This window comes from Pseudoalteromonas translucida KMM 520, assembly GCF_001465295.1.
Taxonomy (GTDB): Bacteria; Pseudomonadota; Gammaproteobacteria; order Enterobacterales; family Alteromonadaceae; genus Pseudoalteromonas; species Pseudoalteromonas translucida.
This window is the reverse complement of the sequence record NZ_CP011034.1, coordinates 238,174-259,602: the sequence shown is the minus strand read 5'-3', so window position 1 is coordinate 259,602 and position 21,429 is coordinate 238,174. Positions and strand designations below refer to the sequence as shown.

The 21,429-nt window shown below is 40.4% G+C and carries 23 protein-coding genes; 6 read left to right on the top strand and 17 right to left on the bottom strand.

Features of this window, described 5'->3' with window-relative positions; translation table 11 throughout:
• The first annotated feature begins 82 nt into the window (after positions 1 to 82).
• Positions 83 to 1,186: a tRNA (uridine(54)-C5)-methyltransferase TrmA gene (gene trmA, locus PTRA_RS01230; RefSeq protein ID WP_058372387.1), complete on the top strand. Its 1,104-nt coding sequence runs from the start codon at positions 83 to 85 to the stop codon at positions 1,184 to 1,186.
• Between the two features lie 63 nt (positions 1,187 to 1,249).
• On the opposite strand, the gene PTRA_RS01225 is transcribed toward trmA, so the two are convergent.
• The 4 genes from PTRA_RS01225 to ccoG are packed head-to-tail and all read right to left on the bottom strand — an operon-like array spanning position 1,250 to position 5,023.
• Positions 1,250 to 1,888: a thiol:disulfide interchange protein DsbA/DsbL gene (locus PTRA_RS01225; protein ID WP_011326966.1), complete on the bottom strand. Its 639-nt coding sequence runs from the start codon at positions 1,886 to 1,888 to the stop codon at positions 1,250 to 1,252.
• Between the two features lie 20 nt (positions 1,889 to 1,908).
• Complete coding sequence (locus tag PTRA_RS01220; RefSeq protein WP_058372386.1) at positions 1,909 to 2,532, bottom strand: thiol:disulfide interchange protein DsbA/DsbL; 624 nt, start codon at positions 2,530 to 2,532, stop codon at positions 1,909 to 1,911.
• Positions 2,533 to 2,566: 34 nt separating this feature from the next.
• Positions 2,567 to 3,541, bottom strand: a complete 975-nt coding sequence (locus PTRA_RS01215; protein WP_058372385.1) for a serine/threonine protein kinase — start codon at positions 3,539 to 3,541, stop codon at positions 2,567 to 2,569.
• 51 nt (positions 3,542 to 3,592) lie between these two features.
• Positions 3,593 to 5,023: a cytochrome c oxidase accessory protein CcoG gene (gene ccoG / locus PTRA_RS01210; RefSeq protein WP_058372384.1), complete on the bottom strand. Its 1,431-nt coding sequence runs from the start codon at positions 5,021 to 5,023 to the stop codon at positions 3,593 to 3,595.
• A gap of 280 nt (positions 5,024 to 5,303) precedes the next feature.
• Between ccoG and PTRA_RS01205 the strand changes: the two genes are divergently transcribed.
• A complete protein-coding gene (locus PTRA_RS01205; RefSeq protein ID WP_058372383.1) occupies positions 5,304 to 5,663 on the top strand; it encodes a hypothetical protein in 360 nt (119 codons plus the stop codon).
• Positions 5,663 to 5,869, top strand: coding sequence for a hypothetical protein (locus tag PTRA_RS01200; RefSeq protein WP_011326961.1), 207 nt, complete (start codon positions 5,663 to 5,665; stop codon positions 5,867 to 5,869). The genes PTRA_RS01205 and PTRA_RS01200 overlap by 1 nt, the downstream gene beginning before the upstream one ends.
• Before the next feature lie 48 nt (positions 5,870 to 5,917).
• On the opposite strand, the gene PTRA_RS01195 is transcribed toward PTRA_RS01200, so the two are convergent.
• From PTRA_RS01195 to gspC, 13 genes are all read right to left on the bottom strand, one after another.
• Positions 5,918 to 6,505 carry a UPF0149 family protein gene (locus PTRA_RS01195; RefSeq protein WP_058372382.1) on the bottom strand — a complete coding sequence of 196 codons (588 nt, stop codon included), beginning with the start codon at positions 6,503 to 6,505 and terminating at the stop codon, positions 5,918 to 5,920.
• 21 nt (positions 6,506 to 6,526) lie between these two features.
• The gene (locus tag PTRA_RS01190; RefSeq protein ID WP_058372381.1) at positions 6,527 to 7,285 is read right to left on the bottom strand and encodes a type II secretion system protein N; all 759 of its coding nucleotides are present in this window, start codon (positions 7,283 to 7,285) and stop codon (positions 6,527 to 6,529) included.
• A gap of 3 nt (positions 7,286 to 7,288) precedes the next feature.
• Positions 7,289 to 7,762, bottom strand: coding sequence for a type II secretion system protein GspM (gene gspM, locus PTRA_RS01185; RefSeq protein WP_058372380.1), 474 nt, complete (start codon positions 7,760 to 7,762; stop codon positions 7,289 to 7,291).
• Positions 7,759 to 8,967: a type II secretion system protein GspL gene (gene gspL, locus PTRA_RS01180; protein WP_058372379.1), complete on the bottom strand. Its 1,209-nt coding sequence runs from the start codon at positions 8,965 to 8,967 to the stop codon at positions 7,759 to 7,761. Before gspL ends, gspM begins: the two co-directional genes overlap by 4 nt.
• Complete coding sequence (gspK, locus tag PTRA_RS01175; protein WP_058372378.1) at positions 8,964 to 9,950, bottom strand: type II secretion system minor pseudopilin GspK; 987 nt, start codon at positions 9,948 to 9,950, stop codon at positions 8,964 to 8,966. The genes gspL and gspK overlap by 4 nt, the downstream gene beginning before the upstream one ends.
• On the bottom strand, positions 9,950 to 10,624 hold the full coding sequence (gene gspJ, locus PTRA_RS01170) for a type II secretion system minor pseudopilin GspJ (protein WP_058372377.1): 675 nt from the start codon (positions 10,622 to 10,624) through the stop codon (positions 9,950 to 9,952). Before gspJ ends, gspK begins: the two co-directional genes overlap by 1 nt.
• On the bottom strand, positions 10,625 to 11,002 hold the full coding sequence (gspI, locus tag PTRA_RS01165; protein WP_058372376.1) for a type II secretion system minor pseudopilin GspI: 378 nt from the start codon (positions 11,000 to 11,002) through the stop codon (positions 10,625 to 10,627).
• Positions 11,002 to 11,586, bottom strand: coding sequence for a type II secretion system minor pseudopilin GspH (gene gspH, locus PTRA_RS01160; RefSeq protein ID WP_058372375.1), 585 nt, complete (start codon positions 11,584 to 11,586; stop codon positions 11,002 to 11,004). The genes gspI and gspH overlap by 1 nt, the downstream gene beginning before the upstream one ends.
• Positions 11,587 to 11,635: 49 nt before the next feature.
• Positions 11,636 to 12,058 carry a type II secretion system major pseudopilin GspG gene (gspG, locus tag PTRA_RS01155; protein ID WP_041454317.1) on the bottom strand — a complete coding sequence of 141 codons (423 nt, stop codon included), beginning with the start codon at positions 12,056 to 12,058 and terminating at the stop codon, positions 11,636 to 11,638.
• A gap of 65 nt (positions 12,059 to 12,123) precedes the next feature.
• The gene (gene gspF, locus PTRA_RS01150; protein WP_058372374.1) at positions 12,124 to 13,359 is read right to left on the bottom strand and encodes a type II secretion system inner membrane protein GspF; all 1,236 of its coding nucleotides are present in this window, start codon (positions 13,357 to 13,359) and stop codon (positions 12,124 to 12,126) included.
• A gap of 2 nt (positions 13,360 to 13,361) precedes the next feature.
• Positions 13,362 to 14,927, bottom strand: a complete 1,566-nt coding sequence (gspE, locus tag PTRA_RS01145; RefSeq protein WP_058372373.1) for a type II secretion system ATPase GspE — start codon at positions 14,925 to 14,927, stop codon at positions 13,362 to 13,364.
• Complete coding sequence (gspD, locus tag PTRA_RS01140) at positions 14,920 to 16,986, bottom strand: type II secretion system secretin GspD (protein WP_058372372.1); 2,067 nt, start codon at positions 16,984 to 16,986, stop codon at positions 14,920 to 14,922. The genes gspE and gspD overlap by 8 nt, the downstream gene beginning before the upstream one ends.
• A gap of 23 nt (positions 16,987 to 17,009) precedes the next feature.
• The gene (gene gspC / locus PTRA_RS01135) at positions 17,010 to 17,951 is read right to left on the bottom strand and encodes a type II secretion system protein GspC (protein ID WP_058372371.1); all 942 of its coding nucleotides are present in this window, start codon (positions 17,949 to 17,951) and stop codon (positions 17,010 to 17,012) included.
• Positions 17,952 to 18,160: 209 nt separating this feature from the next.
• Here gspC and hslR point away from each other — a divergent pair, with 209 nt between their 5' ends.
• The 3 genes from hslR (at position 18,161) to PTRA_RS01120 (ending at position 21,240) form a co-directional block, all read left to right on the top strand.
• Positions 18,161 to 18,583, top strand: a complete 423-nt coding sequence (hslR, locus tag PTRA_RS01130; protein WP_011326947.1) for a ribosome-associated heat shock protein Hsp15 — start codon at positions 18,161 to 18,163, stop codon at positions 18,581 to 18,583.
• Positions 18,584 to 18,595: 12 nt separating this feature from the next.
• Complete coding sequence (hslO, locus tag PTRA_RS01125) at positions 18,596 to 19,441, top strand: Hsp33 family molecular chaperone HslO (protein WP_058372370.1); 846 nt, start codon at positions 18,596 to 18,598, stop codon at positions 19,439 to 19,441.
• 260 nt (positions 19,442 to 19,701) lie between these two features.
• The gene (locus tag PTRA_RS01120; RefSeq protein WP_058372369.1) at positions 19,702 to 21,240 is read left to right on the top strand and encodes a phosphoenolpyruvate carboxykinase; all 1,539 of its coding nucleotides are present in this window, start codon (positions 19,702 to 19,704) and stop codon (positions 21,238 to 21,240) included.
• Positions 21,241 to 21,429: the final 189 nt, after the last annotated feature.

The window sequence follows — 21,429 nt, the reverse complement described above, 5'->3', positions numbered from 1 at the left end:
ATTTCATCAAAACTAGACAAATACATCTCGCTCCCTACAATAGCGCCGATAAACAGCTCTCAAAGATAAGGTTATAGCGTTAATGGCAGTTATTAAAATAGACACCACACAGTACGATGCGCAGTTAAGCGAAAAAGAACAGCGTATTGCTGCCCAATTTCAACGTTTTGGTGTGGATAAACTTGAGGTATTTAGCTCAGAGCCGATTAACTACCGCCAACGCGCTGAGTTTAGAGTATGGCACGATGGTGACGATCTGTTTCATATAATGTTTGATCAACAAACTAAAGACAAAATTCGCGTTGATAGCTTTGACCCTGCCGCTCCTTTGGTAGGTGAAGTGATGCAAGTAATGATTGATAATTTAAAGTCGTGTGAAATTTTGCGTCGTAAATTATTTCAGATTGATTACTTATCTACGCTAAGCGGTGAGATTTTAGTGAGTCTGTTATATCACAAGCCACTTGATGAGCATTGGCTGAGTGAAATTAACGCGCTTAAAGAAAAGTTAAGCAGTAAGTATAAAATTGATTTTATTGGCCGTGCCCGCAAACAAAAAGAAATGCTTGGTGATGACTACGTTACCGAACGCTTAAACGTGAATGGCCAAGAACTAATATATCAGCAGGTAGAAAATAGCTTTACCCAGCCAAATGCCAAAGTAAATATTAAAATGCTAGAGTGGGCGCAAGACTTATGTAAGCCACTTAAAAATGATTTACTTGAGCTTTATTGTGGTAACGGTAACTTCTCTATTGCGTTAGCGGGTTCGTTTAACAAAGTGCTGGCAACCGAGATATCAAAGTCGTCGGTACACTCAGCGCAGTACAATATAGCGCAAAACAAGGTTGCCAATTTAGATATTATTCGCATGTCGAGCGAAGAGTTTACTCAAGCCATGAATGGCGAACGTAGTTTTTCTCGCTTAGAAGGTATAGATTTAAACAGCTACAATTGTCAAACCATTTTAGTTGATCCGCCACGTGCCGGTATGGATACTCTAACGTGTGACTTAGTAGCAAATTACGAAAATATTATTTATATTTCGTGTAACCCAGAGACACTAGAGCGCGACCTTGATCACTTAACCCGCACCCATGAAGTTAAACGCTTTGCGATTTTTGATCAATTCCCTTATACGCACCATATTGAGTCGGGTGTATTTTTACAAAAAAAGAATACTTAAAATAACCAGCTAAAAATTACCCATAAAAAAAGCTCCTAAGGAGCTTTTTGTATGGGATTAACTTTACTTGCTTGCCAAGTAGTTAATTAATTTAGTGATATCTGCTGGTTCGCTAATACCCGATTCGCGACCTAGAAGCAGTTTATACTTACCATTTACGATAAAAGTAGGTACACCACGCAATGCACCTTTCTCTTTAAAGTAGTCTTGGTCGCGCTTCATTTTTGAGCTTAATGTACGTACCGAAAAGCTTTTAAATAACTTATCGAACTTATCGCCATCAACGCCTTGGGCTACAAACACATCTTTTACGTCGGCTAGCTCATTAAAATTTGCGCGCTTTGTATGAATGTGGCTAAAGATAGCCGCAATAATTTTATCTTTTTGTGGTAGCACTTCAGCCGTTGCTAACGCTTGGCTAATCATTTGCTGATGCTCGGTATCGCGTACACCAACAAAATCAACGTGGCTCTTTTTAAACTTTACGCCTTTATCAAGCATTGGTTTAATCTCGGCTACCAGTGGCTCCATGTTATTACACGCAGGACAGTAAAATGAGAAAAACTCTTTCACTTCTGGTTTTTTAGTTGCGCGCTCAGACACAACCTCATAATGCACACCTTCCTCAAAGGTTGCTGCAAAACTTGTTGCAGCAAAAGGTAGTAATACAGCAAGCAAACCGGCTTTAACTAATTTTATCATTATTATATGGCTCCAATATTTTATAGTGCGAGTAAAAATGAAACTAACTCATCAAGCTCTTCTTGGCTCTTGATGGTATTTAGATTGATTTTATATTTGTCGTTTACAATAAAAGTAGGAACGCCTGTTAGCGCACCTAATTTTGAGTATTTATTTTGTTTATCTTGCATTGCTTGTTCAGCTGCAATAATGGGCATACTGGCAATATCTTGATCAAATGTATCGCTACTAATGCCATTTATATCTAATAATTTTTTTAGATCTTTAATTTCAGTCAGTGGTGCGCGCTGAACATGAATACTTTTAAAAATCTTGTCTGTAATCGTATCTGCTTGTCCGTGCTTTTTAGCAACTAAATAAGCTAGGCTCAAGTTACTTTGTGCTTGTGGCGATACGCCGCCTAAAAAGTTAACGTGATTTTTTATAAACACCGCACCTTTAGGTAGGTTTTCTTCAATTGCGTGTGCAACCGGTTCAAACTTAAAACAATGCGGGCAATAAAACGAAAAGTATTCGGTAACTTGTGGTGTAGTACTTTTTTCGATATCGATAACTGTATATTGATTACCTACTTCAAAGTTTGCTGCAAGTGCTGCAAAAGGTAGACAAAGAAGTAGTAGGCTCAGTTTTAATTTTTTAAGCATTAGTCTCTCGTTGTACATATTTTTGAATAAAATGTTATGGCAATAATTTTAGCGGTGCTTCTTGCAATGCGGCAAGCTGTTCTTTAAGTGCTAAAATTTGTTGCTCCCAGTATTTGTCATCGGCAAACCATGAAAAGTTCCGCACAAAAGCCGGATCGCTCCATCGTTTTGCAACCCACCCCATGTAATGGATAATACGCATAGCCCGAAGTGGTTCGATCAACTTAAGCTGCGAGTGATCAAAATCACAAAATTCTTCATAGGCGGTTACTAAGGTATCTAACTGTAACAGCTGCGTTTGTCGATCGCCACTTAGCATCATCCATAAATCCTGAATGGGTGGCCCCTGGCGACTATCATCTAAATCAACAAACATTAACGCATCACCTGCCCATAATATATTGCCAGCATGGCAATCCCCATGTAAACGTATCGTTTTTACATTGGTATACTGTGCTTGCGCCTGCTTAATAACCAAATCTAAAATGGTATAAAAAGCGGTTTCTAATCCCATAGGTACTAAGTTACTTTTTTGCAGGTGAACTTTTGCTGTATGTAAGTACTCTTCGCAGGTTAGAGTGGGCCTTTGTGTAAATGGTTTTGTTTTAGCAACTTGGTGCATTCTGCCAATTAAGCGCCCTAGTACATCAAGTTGATCTAAGTTGTCGACTTCAAATAAACGCCCGCCAACACTTGGAAATAAAGTAAATAAATAGCCTTGGTGTTCAAATAAGCTTTGCCCGTTATATTCCATTGGCGCAACAACCGGTACTTCGGCCTCTGCTAGCTCAAAGGCAAAGTCATGTTCTTCTTGTATTTGCTCCTCGCTCCAACGCTCTGGACGATAAAACTTAACAACGTAGCGTTTTCCGCCTTCAGCTACAAATTGATACACTCTATTTTCGTAACTATTTAATGCCAATAAACCAGACTCAACATAAATACCAACGCTTTCTATGGCATCAAGAATTAGATCTGGTGTTAAATCAATAAAGCTAAATTTACTCATACACTTCTTATATAAAATAAAAGCGGGGAACACCCCGCTTTTTGTTAAACTTTACCGCGCTTTAAAAAAGTTACTCGACTGTGATATTTGATTGTCGGGCTCGCCTACCGGCGATAGCACAAAGTTAAATTCTGTCATTGGCGCTTTTAAGTCATACGGATCCATAACCAGTGATAAAGGCACATTGTGCGATTGCCCTGCGTTAACCCTAAACGTTTGTTTACCTATGTACTTAAAGTTATCGAGCCCTTGCACTTTAATTGTAAAGGTTTGCTCATACTGCGCTTTGTTGATCACTTTTAAGGTGTAGGTGTTTTCTACCAACCCTTCAAAATCAACCCTATATAACTGATTACGATCGCGAATAATATCAAATTCCATCGTTTTACGCAGCGCAATATTGGCAACCAAGGCACTGGTTAAAATAACCATGATCACTATATAGCCAATAATTTTTGCCCGCAATGGGTTGGTTTTATTCTCTGGCGTTTCTAAGTTTCGCTCAGTGGTATAAGAAATAAGTCCGCGTGGATAATTCATTTTATCCATCACCCCATCACATGCATCAATACAAGCGCCACAGTTAATACACTCTGCTTGTAAGCCATTACGTATGTCTATACCGGTTGGGCATACTTGCACGCATAAATTACAGTCAATACAGTCGCCTATTTCTAAATCTTGGTGTGCCACTTTGCGCGAGCGTGGGCCACGGCTTTCACCGCGTTTTTCATCATACGATACTGTATAGGTATCTTTATCAAACATGGCTGACTGAAAACGTGAGTATGGGCAAATATGTAAACACATAATTTCGCGCATCCACCCAGCATTACCGTATGTACAAGCAGCAAAAAAGATAATACTCATCAAGGCATAGCTACCGGAATTAAAGGTAACAAAATCAGGGAGTAGCTCACGAATAGGGGTAAAGTAACCAACAAATGTAATTGCTGTATATAAAGAAAACAAAATCCAACTGGTGTGCTTAGCGGTTTTGCGCCAAAACTTATCAAAGTCCATTGGTCGTTGGTCGAGCTTTTTACGTTGGTTTGCCGTACCTTCAAACTTTTCTTCAAACCAAATAAAGGTAAAAGTCCACACCGTCTGTGGGCAGGTATAACCACACCACACTCGTCCATAAAATGTAGTGACCAAAAACAAAGCAAACGCGGCCAACATAAAAATAAAGGCGAGTATGGTAAAGTCTTGCGGCCACAGAGTTAAACCAAAAATATTGTATTTTTGACCTATTAAATCAAATAAAACGGCCTGCTCACCATTAAAATTTATCCAAGGTAGCAGCATAAATGCCAACAGACCTAAAAAGCCAATTCGCTGCCTAAGAAGTTGGTGCAAGCCATTAACAGCACGCACGTAAATACGATTACGTGGATTAAACCGATCCTGTTGCCCGCTAAGATCCGGCTTTTGAATCTTTACTTCAACTGGTATATTTTTTACTTTAATTTGTTTGTCCATCGAAGTTCCTCAACACCGCTTGGAAATAAAAATTCAGCTATATTCAAGGTTTACCTTATAGTGTAATAACGTACTTATTACGTATAATATTTATAACTAGACTTGAATACTTTCAGATATTTCAGAAATATCTAACTGCTGTTAGCTATTATAACAATATTGGCTAAAATTACTGGCATAGATTGCTAATAATTTATTCACTTTAGTTACTTGCTTTTAAAATACATTTTATTACACTGCAGCATCATTTTATGTTATTTGGATCAAAGTTTACCCAACTATGAAAAAATTTATTATTTTGGTAATAGTAGTCCTCGCCTTTTTCACAGTCGATCACCCTTTGGTGAAAGAGCCTCGTGAGCGGTTATTTAACGATGGTATTGACTTTTTAAGTGATGCGAGCAAAGTGAATCGCAGCCCTACTGCCAGCATGACTAAAAACAAAATTAGTGCGCAATTAACACTGTCTGAATCTGAGCGCGAGTACACCGAAAAAACATTTACTACCGATGACTCAATAAGATTATTTCATTTACGCTACTGCCGTGAGCGCGACTTAAACCTATTTTTTTATGATGAGCGCTTAAATACTGTATGTAAAATAGTATCCGGCTCACTAGAACACATGCGAGGTAAATAATGGACTTTTCTGGATTAAATAAAAAAGCCAGCGACTCATTTCACCAGCAACGTAATATGCTTAAAAAACTCACGCAGGGTAAAACGCTAAAGTGCGAAAAATGTAATGGGGTTTTAACACTCGACTTAGCCACCAGCGAGCCGGGTAAAGGGCTGATTAAGTGCAAGCAAGGCTGCACTGATATTATATTAGAACTAGGCGCTTAAACTTATTTCACGGCTATATTTTGAGCTCAACTCATTACTGCGCCTAAACTACTCTTCCCAGCCTTCATCTGTGTACAAGCCACTATTAAGCGCGACTATTTCCACGAGCTCTGCAAAGCCTAGCGCAAAGTCGCCCATTAGCTCATATTGCTGCTGGCAAAGTAACTGCTCATCAATACTGTTTTGTAACGCTATTTGGCTAATGGTTTGCCCATCAAGTGCAAAAAAGCTTAATGTGGCTTGAGCGCTTTCGAGGGCTTGTTTATATTCTGCCTCTAACGCGGTTGAACTTAATAACTTTTGAGTATATGACGTTGTTGCCGTTACAAAACCTGCGCTCCAATTACTGCAAAATCCGTAATTATATTGTGCTGGTAATTTATAGCCTACTTCAAATACTTGCTCACTAATTTGATGGTATAACGCCATAAATAAAAATAGCATTTCTTCATCTACATTATTAGCTGTATTAGGCAAAATTGCTGCCATCCACTCATGTACGTCTAGAGGCTCAGGAGAGCAAATTACGCCAAATAAATAACCTTGGCTTTGCGTTAGCGTCATCGCTTGAGACTGGGTGTCTAAAAATGTGCTGAGCTGCTTAGCGTGCTGCTCAGTAAATTGGGGTAATTGCATTAAAACTCTTTATATTAAACATTAAAAGTTGAGCGGGTAACGGCCTTGATTATCTGGACGACCTAAAAACTTAACCGCATCATGTACATCTTTTGGCAACGTGGCATCGGGCTTTACATAGCCTGATACTTTAAAGTCAAAATTAGCTTTTAGGATTGCATCAGCTTCAAGCCCTAAGGTGTTATCTGGGTCGATAAGTATGGCTATGTCGCCCGATTTACAGCTTAGGTTACCACCAAGCGGGCCTATATTAAACCAACCGTTCAAACCTTGTACGTCAATATTAGGGCTCGCTATCTCGCCTTGCAGTGACTCACAATAAGGTGCGCCCGATGTATACTCTGCCAATTCCAAGATCACACGACCTTTAGCGGTTACAGGTAACGGAAGTTGTATGCGTTGCATCGCTCTTTCAACTGTTGAGCGCACTAATCCATTGGTTACTTTCACTTGCTTATTAAATAAACCAAAGCTCACATCTGCATAACCCGATATATCACTGCGCTCACGTGGGTCACCAAATTTTACATTGGCATTTAACTTACCGGTAAATAATGCCCACCCGGCAACATCCCAACGCACATTATTTAATTGCTCACCTTGGTAGCGCACTTGCATCATTTGCCCTTGCCAAATAGTGCCAACACTTTGCCCTACTTCAAGTTGCTTAGGAAAATAAGGTTTTGCTAGGTCAATGGCCACCGCTGCAGGTAACTTAATAATACAAAACACAATAAAACTAAGTAAAAATACAATGGATAAGGTTATTATTTTTTTCATTCATTACTTCTCTAATAGCAAACGGCTAACACGTACATAGCCCGACTTATCGTCACGGCTCAAATCTAAATTTTCGACCCGTAAACCATGTTGATTGACCAGTTCATCAAGCCACAGTATTAATTGATTAAACTCTACTGAGTCGAGCGTTAAACGTAGCGAGTTATTACTTGGCTGCATTTTACTAATATTTATTTTATAGCGTCCGCGGGTGGCGTTAACTATTTGGCTAATGTTTTGACTATTAACCACTTGTGTATTACCAGCGGCCTTGAGCTTTACAATACTTTCATCAACCCACACTAGTAGTTCTTGCTGTTTTAATTGTGATTGCTCTGCACTTGCTATTGCATTATTTAAGGGTCTAAAAATGCCCATCACTAAAATAAACACAATAAAAATACCACTCGCAACTATTATTAACTGCTGCTCTTGCTCTTTTAGTGAGCGCCAATATTTAATTAACTGCTGCTTCATACTGCACCTCGCAGTTTAATTTCGCCAACTACAAAGTCACCATCGTTACTTAACGAGCCTTGATCAACCGTTAACCCTTGCTGTTCAAGTATGGCTTTAACTTTACCAAAGGTTTGAAAGTCTTTTGCGCGTGCTCTCATGCGTAATTCATTACGTTTTTTGTCATAACGCAGTGTTTCTGGAGTAAAATTACTTATCTGCGAAAACACCCCCACTAACTCAGTGGTTAACTCTAAAAATCCAGCGTCGCTGGTATCTTGTATTTTTGCCAGTGCACCTTTAATTTGGTTTTTAATAAGGTGTGGGCGAACTTTAGTCCCCGGAAATGCCTTTTGGTATCGCTCAATCACCTGTGCTTTAGCAAGTTCTAACTGGGTATTTAGCTGATGCAACTCTATAGCTTTAATCGTAATACTCGCTACCAAGGCAACGCTGGTAATAATGGCAGCACTTTTCCAGTACCCCCACCATAAGGTGCTTTTCTTTTTAAGCTGATACATACCTTGGCGAAGATTAAACTTAGTGTGTTCTAGCTGCTTAGCAAATAATGCCAGCGGTAGGTCGTAATCACTGGTTTGAGCCTGTAAGTTTACCGTTTCAGGAAACTGAGTCGCTGGACTAAAGTGCTTTATATCTGGATTACCCATTGCCGTTAAATAACCATTTAACCAGCTCGTCTCTACTGCACTTATACGCCATGGGCCTTGTTTAAATAACCACTGATTATTAAGCGCTATTGCCGTTACTGTATCCTCATCTGCAGGGGGTAATAACAAAGCATCGGGTAATATTTTATATACCGATAAATTATGCTCTGCAAATAGCGCTAACCACGTCTCAAACCATTCTCGGTCGGTCATAGCAACACGAACAGCATGCTGCTCGCCAATCATTACAGATTCACCTACAGCAATAAATAGCTCATCTATATCGCACGCTATATCTTCTTCGAGCATATAGGGCAAAGCTTGCTCTAACTTACGGTTCCATTTAGTCGGTAGCATTACCGTTTTTAATTGCACTTGGTCACAAGGTAATAGCACAACGACTTCGCGCCCTAGTGACTTCTCACTCAGTTCGTTTAAATAACTGGCATTAGCTAGCTCACCACTGGCTATTATTTGTTGTTCTTGTGGTGAGTATATTAACCAATTAAGTAACTCTTGTTCGGTTTGACCCGTGCGGATCAACAGTATTTCTGTCACTGTACGCCTCCAAATTTTCGCGCCAGTATCGTTACGTCGCCGTCTTTGGCGTGCAGTAATGTGGTCATCGAAAAACGCAGATCAACAAAATTTGCCTGCGTTTGTAATTTAAAATATTCGCTATTAATACTAAACAATTTTTCTACCGCTTTGACGTTTTGCCCGCCTTGCTGCTGAACTTGCTCAAAAAAGGCAGCTTTACTTTCAAAGCCTGCATCTGGGCGAGCAGCAATCACAGCTTCAGCACCCGATACACTTAGCTCATCTATTAGGGTACTTAAAATAAGTGCTTGCTCTGCTGCTAAGGTGTTCACATTAATAGACAATAAAGTGCTACCGGGTATTACACAAACATAAGGCAGCACTTTTTCCATTACTAATGGATTAAAACCTTTAACCAAACGCAGCTCTGAGGTTGATGCAAATAAGCTATTAGCAGTCATGTACGGAAATTGACGCGACAAGTATTCCCCCTCCTCAGCTCCTGATCGGTATGTAATGCTGTTTTCGTCTAACCAATCAAACACACTGTCAGCCATGGTTTCCTCTGACTCTTGTGCTGGTAAGTCTTCAATATTTTCAAGTAATGCGAACAAGGCCTTGTGCGCTGGATTGGTTTTGTTAGCACTATTTAAATCTGGTTCTACGGCTACAGCGTTTAAGTTTAAACATGCTTGTAAATCCGTTATTTTTCCGCTTAGCGTGCCGTTATCAACTGGGTAAGGTATATCGCCTTGCTGCGCCCAAACTTGATCTAACGTGGTTTTGTCAGGATCGTCTCTTTTGCTTTTAATCAGCGCTTTTATGGCGAGCTCTTCTGCACCATAGGCATACCACTTAGCTTGTTGATGGCCCTGTAAGTTAGTACTTTTTTGCACTTGCACCATTAAATTAGCACTCATTTCGACTGCTAAAATGGCCGCTAAGGCAACAATAAACAGCACAATAACAAGTGCGGCTCCACGAGAAGAACGCAGCCCCATTACTGCCCACCTTCTTGCGGGTTAGCTTCATCAGCCAGTGCATCATCTGTTGATGGGCTCGATGGTAGAATCTCTTTACCTTGTCCTGGCACTAAAAATACTCGCCTAATTGGTTCTGCCTCAATTTGTTGCAGCGTAACAGCAACCGCTTTGGGGAGCGCTTTAATTTGCCACTTAGCTTGCCATACGTTTTTATCGTCTAAAAACTCAAACTTTAGCTCTTCAATATTTTTTAAAACAACCTGTACACGCGGCTCCATATTATCAAGCTGATCAACATATACACGGTACACTCGCTCCAAGTTGTCGTTTATTACGCGATAACCCACAGCTTGTAATTCTGAACGTGGTAATAAATTAATTGGGTTTATCCAGCCGTCGCGTACAAAGCCAATGCCATCATATTGGCTATCTAAAACATAGCGTCCGGCTAGCAAATACTGCTCTTGCACATCGCCTGCTTCATTGCGTACAGCACGTTTGGTCATTTGACTAAAATCTTGATCCATTAACCTAAAGGTGGTTTGCAAACCATTTAGCTCGGCTATTTTATCATCCGAAGCTTCTTTTGCGCGGGTCGTGGTATCTAGTATTTGGTGCGTGGCCATAATAACAAAGCCTAAAATACCCAAGGCTACCATCACTTCAAGTAAGGTAAATCCGCGTTGCTTCACTTATTTTTTGCCTTTATTTAAATACGTTGCCAGCTCATATACTGAGTGCTCGTATTTTTCATCACTAAATATATTAATGGTTAATTTTACAAAGTCTTTATCTGCGGTTTTGCCTATATCTTGGCGCCAAAACCATTCAACACCCGCCATAACTTCACTACCGCGCATGCCGTCTTTCCCTTCCCATTGTTCGCCTTTGGTACGCTGCTCTACCATAATGTTTTCGGCAACCCATGAGGCGTAAGTTTGCTCTTCTATGCTAGATAGATGATGTATGTGCTCACTGGTTGCTTGCATTGCTGCAATACCTGCCATGGCACAAATACTCAATGCCACTAGCACTTCAAGTAAAGTAAAACCTTTATTATACTGGCGCATTATTCGGGCTCTCGGCGTAAATTCACTGGCGCAGTAAACTCACCTTCAATAAAGTAAACCGGCTCGCTTTGCTCTTTTAATTCGAGTGTTAATTGAAATGCACTTACTTCGCCCGAAGATAATATTAGCACTTGCGGAATTTTAAACTTTTTAAGCTCCAATAAGCTGTCTTCGTCGCCGCTCATTAGCTCACGCCAATTTGCTTGCTCGAGTAAGTTATCTTGTGCCCAAGCTAAGTCGTCTAGGTTAAGTGCTAGTTTAAAACGTGGATCGAATTCAACCGGCTCAAATAATGCTTCTCTGACAAAACTTACCCACTTTTCGCCATCAAAAACTAAAAACTCAAATACGTTGTTGTCTATATGAAAACCCAGTTCGACTTGGTTTAAAATAGCAAATTCTGATGCCATATTAATGGTGGTATGCAGCCTAAGCGCTTGAGTATCTAACTCATCCTCAGCGCCACCTTCTAAGCTATATACCACCATTTTTGTGGCAAAAGCGATGATCACTAATACCACTAAAATTTCGATTAAACTAAAGCCGCGGCTTTTTGCACGCAATCTCCCAGGGCTTACTTGCATAGTAAGCTCTGGGTATTAGTATATAAATACACTGCGCGATTGATGGCCATTACTGTTTTTCTTCGTCCCAGTTACCAATGTCGTCATCGGTGCCTGCTTGGCCATCTGGACCTAAAGAAAAAATATCAAATTTACCAATTTCTCCTGGGCTAATTAACTGATAAGTATTGCCCCACGGATCCTCTGGTAATTTACTAATAAAGCCACCATCTGGAAAACGTTTTGGTATTGGCTCTATGCTGGTTTTATTAACCAATGCTTCTAGGCCTTGCTCGGTACTTGGGTAGCTTTTATTTTTAAGCTTATAAAGGCTCATTGCATCTTCAAGCTGCTGAATATCTAAGTGTGCTTTGTCGATAGCGGCCTCTTCTTGTTGACCCATAATATTAGGTGCCACAATTGACATGATCATGCCAATGATAACCAGTACTACCATTACTTCTAGCAAAGAAAAACCTGATTGTTTATTCACGTAATTACCTCATTATTCTAAAAACACTAAACAATGGTTTATTAAACCATTAATTTACTTTTAAGTTAAAGCCCTACAGCTTTATTCATTGCCATAATTGGCTGTAAAATTGCCATTACTATAAATAATACAATAACCGCCATTAAGGCGATCATTGCGGGTTCTAATAGTTTTAGCGATACATTAACCATACTTTCAAATTCGCGGTCTTGGTTATTAGCAGCGCGCTCTAACATTTGCTCCAGCTCGCCAGATTTCTCACCACTGGCTATCATATGTAGCATCATTGGCGGAAACAATTTAGTTTGCTGTAATGCCGCTCTTAAACTCGCCCCTTCGCTTACTCTATCGGCTGCATCGGCAACTGCTTTTTTAATTTTTTCGTTGAGCAGCACTCCACCCGCAATACGCATACCTTCTAGTAGCGGTACCGAGCTTGATGATAAAATACTTAAAGTTCGGGCAAAACGGGCGGTATTAATACCTCTAGCTACTTTACCGATGCCGGGCATATGCAATATTTTATCATCCCACCAAAAACGGATTTTAGGTTGTTTTAAAGCATGCTTAATCCCTATCGCTAGGGCCGTTATTACAATTAAACTAATAAACCAATAGTTTTGTACAAAATGACTTCCCGCCATTACCCATTCAGTGGTCCAAGGGAGCACTTGCTTGGTTTTTTCAAACGTTTTAAGTATTTTAGGTACCACAGTACCTAATAAAACCGACACAATTGCAATAGCAAACACCACTAAAATAATGGGGTACACCATAGCTTGCGTTATTTGACTGCGCATATATTGGCGCTGCTCGGTGTAATCGGCAAGCCGGTTTAGTACTTGGTCTAAATGCCCTGACTTTTCGCCTGCGGCAACCATAGCGCGGTATAAATCGTCAAACACATGCGGAAACTCACTCATACCGTCGGCAAGGGTATAACCTTCCACTACTTTTGAGCGTACCGACATCAGCATGCGTTTTAAACGTGGTTTTTCACACTGCTCAGCCACTGCCATTACCGCCCCCTCAACTGGCAGAGCCGATTGAATGAGCGTTGCTAACTGGCGAGTTATAAGCGCCAAATCTGAGGTTGATATAGTAGGTTTAAACAAACCGCCAAGTAATGACGTTTTTTGGCCTTTAACCTGTTTATCACTTTGCGCCGCGGGTACAACTTCGAGCGGCGTTAATTTTTGATCACGTAATATTTGGCGAATTTGTTTTGCTGTATCCGCTTCTAAAATGCCTTTTTTTTCTTTGCCTCGGCCATCTAAGGCACGGTATTCAAATGCTGCCATTCTTAGCCTTCCTCACGGGTAACACGCAATACTTCTTCAAGTGTTGTTTTACCTGCAAGTACACGGCTACAGCCATCTTGACGAATACTTGGACTGAGCTTGCGAATGTATTTTTCAACGCTTTGCTCGCCCTTGCCATTGTGGATCATTTCACGAATGGTTTCGTCCACCACTAATAACTCATGAATACCTGTACGGCCTTTATAACCATTAAAGTTACATGCCTCACACCCTACTGCACGGTGTATTGTTGGTTTGCTTTCAAACGGTACGCCTAATAACTGGCACTCGCGCTCATCGGCTACATGTTCTTTTTTACAGCTTTTACACAGTGTACGTACTAGTCGCTGCGATAACACACCGAGTAACGACGATGAAAGTAAAAATGGCTCCACTCCCATATCTTCCATACGAGTAATAGCGCCAGAAGCAGTATTTGTATGCAACGTAGACATTACCAAGTGACCGGTTAATGATGCTTGCACACCAATTTGAGCGGTTTCTAGGTCGCGTATTTCACCAACCATCACTACATCGGGATCTTGACGTAAAATAGCCCGCAAGCCACGCGCAAAGGTCATACCTACTTTAGTATTTACTTGCGTTTGGCCAATGCCCGGTATTTCGTATTCAATGGGGTCTTCAACCGTTAAAATATTACGATCGCGAGAGTTTATTTGACTCATACCTGCGTACAAGGTGGTACTTTTACCTGAGCCTGTAGGCCCGGTTACTAAAATAATGCCATGGGGTTTACTAATTAAATTTGCAAACAATTCACGGTTTTGTGCGGTCATACCTAAATCTTCAAGATTTAAGTGCGCGTTATTTTTATCCAGTAAACGCAGCACAACACGCTCACCAAAACTCGATGGCATGGTTGATACCCGTACATCAACCGCACGCCCTGCAATACGCAAACTAATACGGCCATCTTGTGGTATACGTTTTTCGGCAATATCGAGCTTAGCCATTACCTTAATTCGCGATACTAGCAAGGATGCTAATTTCCGATTAGGTTTAAGTACCTCTTTTAATACACCATCAACCCTAAAGCGAATAACCAGTTCTTGCTCAAAGGTTTCAATATGAATATCAGACGCCCCCTCTTTAATTGCTTCACTGAGCATCGCATTTATAAGTTTAATAATTGGCGCATCATCATCGCCTGCCAATAAATCTTCGGTTTGTGGCAATTCGTCTACTAATGAAAACAAGTCAACTTCGTTGCCAATGTCTTCCATCATTTGTTGCGTTTCAGAACTATCTCGCTGATACGAAGCCTCTAGCAGTAGCTCAAACTTGTCATCAGCAAGCTGCTCAAGCGTAAAACCATGCCCTGCAATACGGCGTACTTCTAACAGTACGTCAATATCAAGTTCGCCACGGTAATACACTATGCGCTGCTCTTTATTTTTACTCAGCAGTACACCGGCTCGCCGTGCGTATGAAAAAGGCAAACGTTTAGCGGGTAACTCAACTAAGTCGTCACTGGTTAATAGCTCGTCCGGATGATGCGTATTAGGATGAACCACATCTTGGTTTATCTCTTCAATCGCCTTAGTCATCTTTACGCTCTTGTGCATTTTGTTTACGTAAATGCTCTTCATACGTAGGTGGCAGTATTAGCTCATCATTCCACTCGGGTAAAATAGGGGTGTCGGTTCTTGGCATTAACTCTATACCATCTTCGCGCTGCTTAAATTGCTCGCCACGAATAAAGTTATATTTATTAAAGCTCAACTTATTCATGCTAATTCCGTCGCGAATAATAGTTGGGCGAATAAATACAATCAGGTTACGCTTACGTCGTGTGGTATTAGTTGATTTAAATAAGTGACCTAAAATAGGAATATCGCCTAGTAGTGGCACCTTAGATACACTCTCTTGTACGTCTTCATCTATTAATCCGCCAAGTACCACCATACCGCCATCATCAGCCATTACTGTGGTTTTAATTGAACGCTTATTAACTGAAATATCAACGGCTGTAGCACCACTTACACTCGACACTTCTTGTTCAATGGTTAACTGTACAGCAGAGCCATCGTTAATTTGCGGGGTTACTTTAAGCTTTATACCCACTTCTTGGCGTTCAACGGTTTGAAATGGGTTGGCGTTATTACTACCCGTTTGTGAGCCAGTAATTATGGGTACTTCTTGACCCACTAAAATAGACGCTTCTTCATTATCCATAGTAGTAATAGAGGGGGTCGCCAAAATATTTGAATTACTATCGGTCGAAACGGCTTGAACAATTGCGCCCCAATCATTTTTTATCACCCCCATGGCTAAGCCGTTAATGCCACCGAGTAATGATGCTAATGGGCCGTAATCACCCTTAGTAGTTTCATCAACCTGAGTAATTGTGCCGCTTTCGGTACCAATTATATTTTTAGATACGGTAGTATCGCGTGCTTGCTCAGCCGCTACAGCTAACGCACCAACCGGTACAGTTGTGCCATTATTAAACTGCAGCATACCGCCTTGCTCAGAAATCCACTGCAAACCAAAGTTAATACCGTCGCCTTCCATTACCTCAATTATAATTGCTTCAACCAATACTTGCGCACGGCGAATATCTAAACGCTCAATAACTGACTCAAGCGAGCGCATGGTATCGGGTTGTGCTGTAATAATTAATGAGTTTGAATCGGGGTGGGCTTCTATGCTGGTTTCGTTGTTACTGCGAGTACGTGTCTTGGTTACGCTGCCGCCTTGAGTGTCATCTGTTAGCGACTTACTAACACCTTGCAATACTTTAACTAAATCTTCTGCTTTTGCGTAATTTAGATAAAATACTTTAGTGTTCCCTTGGCTTTCAAGCTCACCGTCTAAGCGCTTAATAAGCTCAATAGCACGGGTGCGTGCTTGGCCTTCACCACTAACAATAACGCTGTTAGTACGGCCATCGGCAACCACTTTAGGTATTAAAAATTCTGGAATACTGCCTTTTCCGCTGTCTTTATAAATATTATCAACTACAGATACCACATCATCTGCGGTAGCAAATTTAAGCTTTACAATATCAACGCGCTTATCGCCCGCTTGATCAACCGAGCGTATTATTTCAACTAAGCGGTTTACCGATGCAGCATGCCCGGTGAGCATCATTACGTTTGCAGCATTAAAGTTGGCAACATGGCCGCCATCTTTTTGGTCGCTAAATTGACGAACCAAAGGACCTAGCTCTTGCACGCTCACATTTTTAACCCGTACAACTCGGGTAATCATCATATCGCCACTGGCTTCACTGCCATCAGTAATTAGCGGTACGTTTGACTTTTTAGCATCCGAGCTTTTTTCAATTTTTATTATATTATTGTCCATTTCAATGGCTGAATAGCCATAAACTTCTAATACATTTAAAAAGAATTGATAATAAAGCGCTTCGCCCATTAACTCATAACTACGCACATTTACTTTGCCACGTACGTTAGGGTCAATAATTATTGTTTTATTAAGATTTTTACCAACAATATTAATAAACTCATTAATATCAGTGCCTTTAAAGTTAGCAGCGTATTCAACAGCAGCAACAGAAAACGAAATGCTTGCTGCTAGAAAAAGTGCTGCGTACTTAGCTAACCCTTTTTTAATTTTTGTGAGGTGTAGCGCCTGAACCATTATATTAAAACTCCAATGCTAAGTTATTGCAGACTAAATTGTACGTCTATTTGCTGGTTATCACGTTCAATAGTGATAGTGGCATCTGTACTATTACGCAGCTCATTAATGGCTGCCATGGCCTGTTTTAAATCTGTTAGTTGATAGCCATTAATTGCAACAGCTAAATCGTTATTTTGTAATCCCATCTGCTTAAATAGCTCAGGCTCTTTACCTGGACTCAAGCGATAACCAATCAGTTCCCCATCGCTCATCGCTTGTGACACGCGAATATAGTCAAATAACTTACCGGGCTCTTCGAGCAACTCTTCGCGGGTTTCGATTAAAGCCTGTTTAATGTGTGGATCGGCAGTTATATCTATTTGTTGCTCACTTGGAGCAGGCCCTAATTGTGGGCCCATTTCGGCTTCATCACGCGCAGCTAAAACCGGCATAGATACCGTTTTTGTAAAGTCGAGACCATCTAACATTAATGTTTCAAATCGTCCGTTTACCGTTAAAATAACGCGGTCGGGTAATATCTGCGCTAGCTTAGCTCGCGTCCCTTGCACTGCTTCATCTACTAGGTAAGTTTCTTGCTTGCCTTGTGACTCTATAATAGCGAGCCCCGCTTTATCGTCGTTACTTACTGCAACAATACCAGTAAGGTTAATACTTAAGCGCGTTTCAGGGGCATCATTTACAACTTTTGCAGCGTGATCATCGCTCTTGCTTTTAACAATTATTTTACCAAATATAAATTGCTCAATTATATGTTGAGAGTAATTGTTACTTGCTGCAGTTGAATGTTGTCCGTAGTAGATTGGCGTGAGTGGTGACACAATAGGATTTGGCCACATAAGCCAAACGAGTTTAGACGATAAAAAAGCAATATAAACAACAACTAATAATGTAACAACCGCACTCAATTTGGCATGCGGTAAACGGCTTATAAAATGTTTAAATTGTTGAACTTGCTGTTCCATAAATAGTATTCTTATTTTAGTTTTTACCTAATCGCTATGCATAGTACCTTTTCATTTTTCATTCAACAAGCATGCTAATATTAAACTTTGTAAACAGATTGATTTTAATTTAGCCGCTGCATAAAAACAGCTGTTGTAGTAATCCTTCATCGCAAATAGCTTTTATGGTAAATTTTAAAATCTAGGCAAACACTTATTAAAGGTGCTTTATGGCTAAAAAAAGTAATGCTAACCCTAATTTAGAACATAAAGATGAGCTAAAAATTAGATTAGACAAATGGTTATGGGCGGCACGATTTTATAAAACACGTGCTGCGGCTCGCGAAATGGTACAAGGCGGAAAAGTACATTATAATGGCCAGCGTACCAAAGCAGGCAAAATAGTAGAAATAGGCGCAACTATAAAATTAGCCCAAGGGGTAGATGAAAAAATAGTAACTGTGCTCAAAATACTTGAAAAACGCCAAAGCGCCCCCATTGCACAGACCTTGTATCAAGAATCTGATGCTAGTATTGCTAAACGCGAAGAAAACTCTATCGCGCGCAAAAATAATAGCCTTTTTGCACCTCATCCGGATAAAAAACCGGATAAGAAGCAAAGACGCGAACTTTTAAAATTGAAATTAAGTTAGGTATAGTCGCTCATGCAACAAGATTTACTCCACCGTTATTTATTCGACAATCTCGATGTTCGTGGCGAACTCGTACAAATTGAGAATGCCTACAACGAAATGATCGCCAATCATAATTACCCTGATGCTGTTAAAGCATTATTGGGTGAACTGCTTGTTGCGACCTGTTTATTAACAGCCACCTTAAAATTTGAAGGCGAAATAGCTGTTCAACTACAAGGTGATGGGCCGGTTAAATACGCGGTAATTAATGGCGACGACAAACAAAACATGCGTGGTATAGCTCGCTTACAAAGTGAAGTAACAGGAAGCACAGTAAAAGAGTTGATAGGCCAAGGCTATATGGTTATTACTATTACGCCAACCAAAGGGGAGCGCTATCAAGGTATAGTACCTTTAGAGCATGAAACCTTAAGTGAATGTATAGAGGCTTACTTTGAGCAATCAGAGCAATTAAAAACGCGTCTTTGGTTTGCAACCGATACAACCGAGGGGAATGCCAAAGCCAGTGGTTTATTTTTACAAGTTTTACCCGTTGATAAACAAAAATCTATTGAAGACTTTGCCCATTTAGAAGCTCTTAGCCATACCATTAAAGATGAAGAACTATTAGAGCTTGATGCTAACACCGTACTAACTCGTTTGTACCACGAAGATAACCCGCGTGTGTTTGAGCCACAAAGCATTCAATTTAAGTGTGGTTGTACCCGCGAAAAAACCATGACTGCATTAGTTAATATTGGCCAACAAGCGCTACTTGATGATGTTGCTGAGCATGGCGAAATCAAAATTAGCTGCCATTACTGTCTAAAAGATTATCTTTTTGATGAGCAAGATGTGAAAAACATTTTTAACTAATCGCGCATTAAAAGTAAATTATAAAGAAGCCACATACTATGTGGCTTTTTTATAATTTTAAAATGACACCGGTATCATAAAAATAGCCGTTTTTATGATACCGGTGTCATTGAAATTATTCATGTTTTTTACCCAATATATGTGTTTTTAACACCTTCATAAGCTCGAATATCCTTAGCTCATCTGTTACTATAATCGCAGCTTAAAGGTTAACAAGACCCAGGCTATCCCGTTCAATCTCACACAATTTAGGTATAAACATGACTTCAAGCGCTACTCGTTTTGTCGATCTAACTGCAGCTGAACTTGTCGAACACGCGATCCGTCGTGGCGAGGGTACTTTAGCAGCCAATGGTGCTTTTGTAGCAAATACTGGTCATCGCACCGGTCGTTCTCCAAAAGATCGCTTTATTGTTCAAGAATCTAGTACTGAAAACGAAATCCAATGGGGCAACGTAAACCGCCCATTCGACGCAGATAAGTTTGATGCTTTGTGGGCACGTGTAGAAGCGTATGTACAAAGTAATGATCACTTCATCTCTCACCTTGAAGTGGGCGCTGATCCAGAGCACTATCTACCTATTGTTGTTACTACAGAAACTGCATGGCATCATATTTTTGCTAAAAATATGTTTATTCAACCTAAATCTTACAACTCATCTGACGTACCTCAGTGGCAAGTAATGAACGTTCCTTCATTTGTATGTGAGCCTGAACGCGATGGCACAAACAGTGACGGTACGGTACTCATTAACTTTGCACAACGCAAAGTGTTACTTGCTGGTATGCGTTATGCCGGTGAAATGAAAAAATCAATGTTCTCTGTACAGAACTTCCTACTTCCAGCGAAAGGTGTGTTACCAATGCACTGCTCTGCAAACGTAGGTGAAGCAGGCGATACCGCTTTATTCTTTGGCTTATCTGGTACAGGTAAAACAACACTTTCAGCAGATCCAACTCGCTTTTTAATTGGCGATGACGAACACGGCTGGGCACCTGGTAGTGTGTTTAACATTGAAGGCGGCTGTTATGCTAAATGTATCGACCTATCACAAAAAAATGAACCTGTTATTTGGGATGCGATCCGCTTTGGTACTATTTTAGAAAACGTAGTGCTTGATGAAAATCGTGTACCTGACTTTAACGATACTAGCCTTACACAAAATAGCCGTGCTGCGTACCCTCTTGAGCACGTTGAAAAACGTAAAGTAGAAAACCGCGCAGGCGAGCCAAAAGCAGTGGTATTTTTAACCTGTGACGTAAGTGGTGTACTTCCTCCAGTATCAATACTGACTGAAGAAGCGGCAGCATTTCACTTCTTAAGTGGTTACACTGCAAAAGTAGGCTCTACTGAAATTGGTTCTACAAGCGATATTGAGTCAACATTCTCAACTTGTTTTGGCGCACCATTCTTCCCACGTCCAGCAGGTGTTTATGCTGAGCTTCTAATGAAGCGTGTACGTGAGTTTGGCGCTAAAGTATACCTAGTTAACACAGGTTGGACTGGCGGCCCTTACGGTACTGGTAAGCGTTTTGATATTCCAACTACACGTGCTGTAGTAGATGCTATTGTATCGGGTAAACTAGCTGGCGTAGAAACTCAACACATTGATGTTTTAAACCTAGACGTACCGGTAGCAGTTCCAGGTGTAGACAGCAACTTACTTAACCCAATTAATACCTGGGAAGACAAAGCTAAGTATGCTGAATATGCAGCTAAACTTGCAGCCGATTTCACTGAAAACTTCACTAAATATGACGTATCAGACGAAATTAAAAATGCAGGACCTAAAGCATAATAGCTTTAACCTAGCATAACAAACGCCAGCTTAACGCTGGCGTTTTTGATCCCAGCCATAAATATAAAATAACCAAAGTTAAACAGAGTATTAACCAACCAATCAAGCCCACGTGGCTTAATGTAGTAAAGGTAATAACAGGACTTAATTTAGCACTACAATCACCCCCTACTTCTAACAACGTCAATA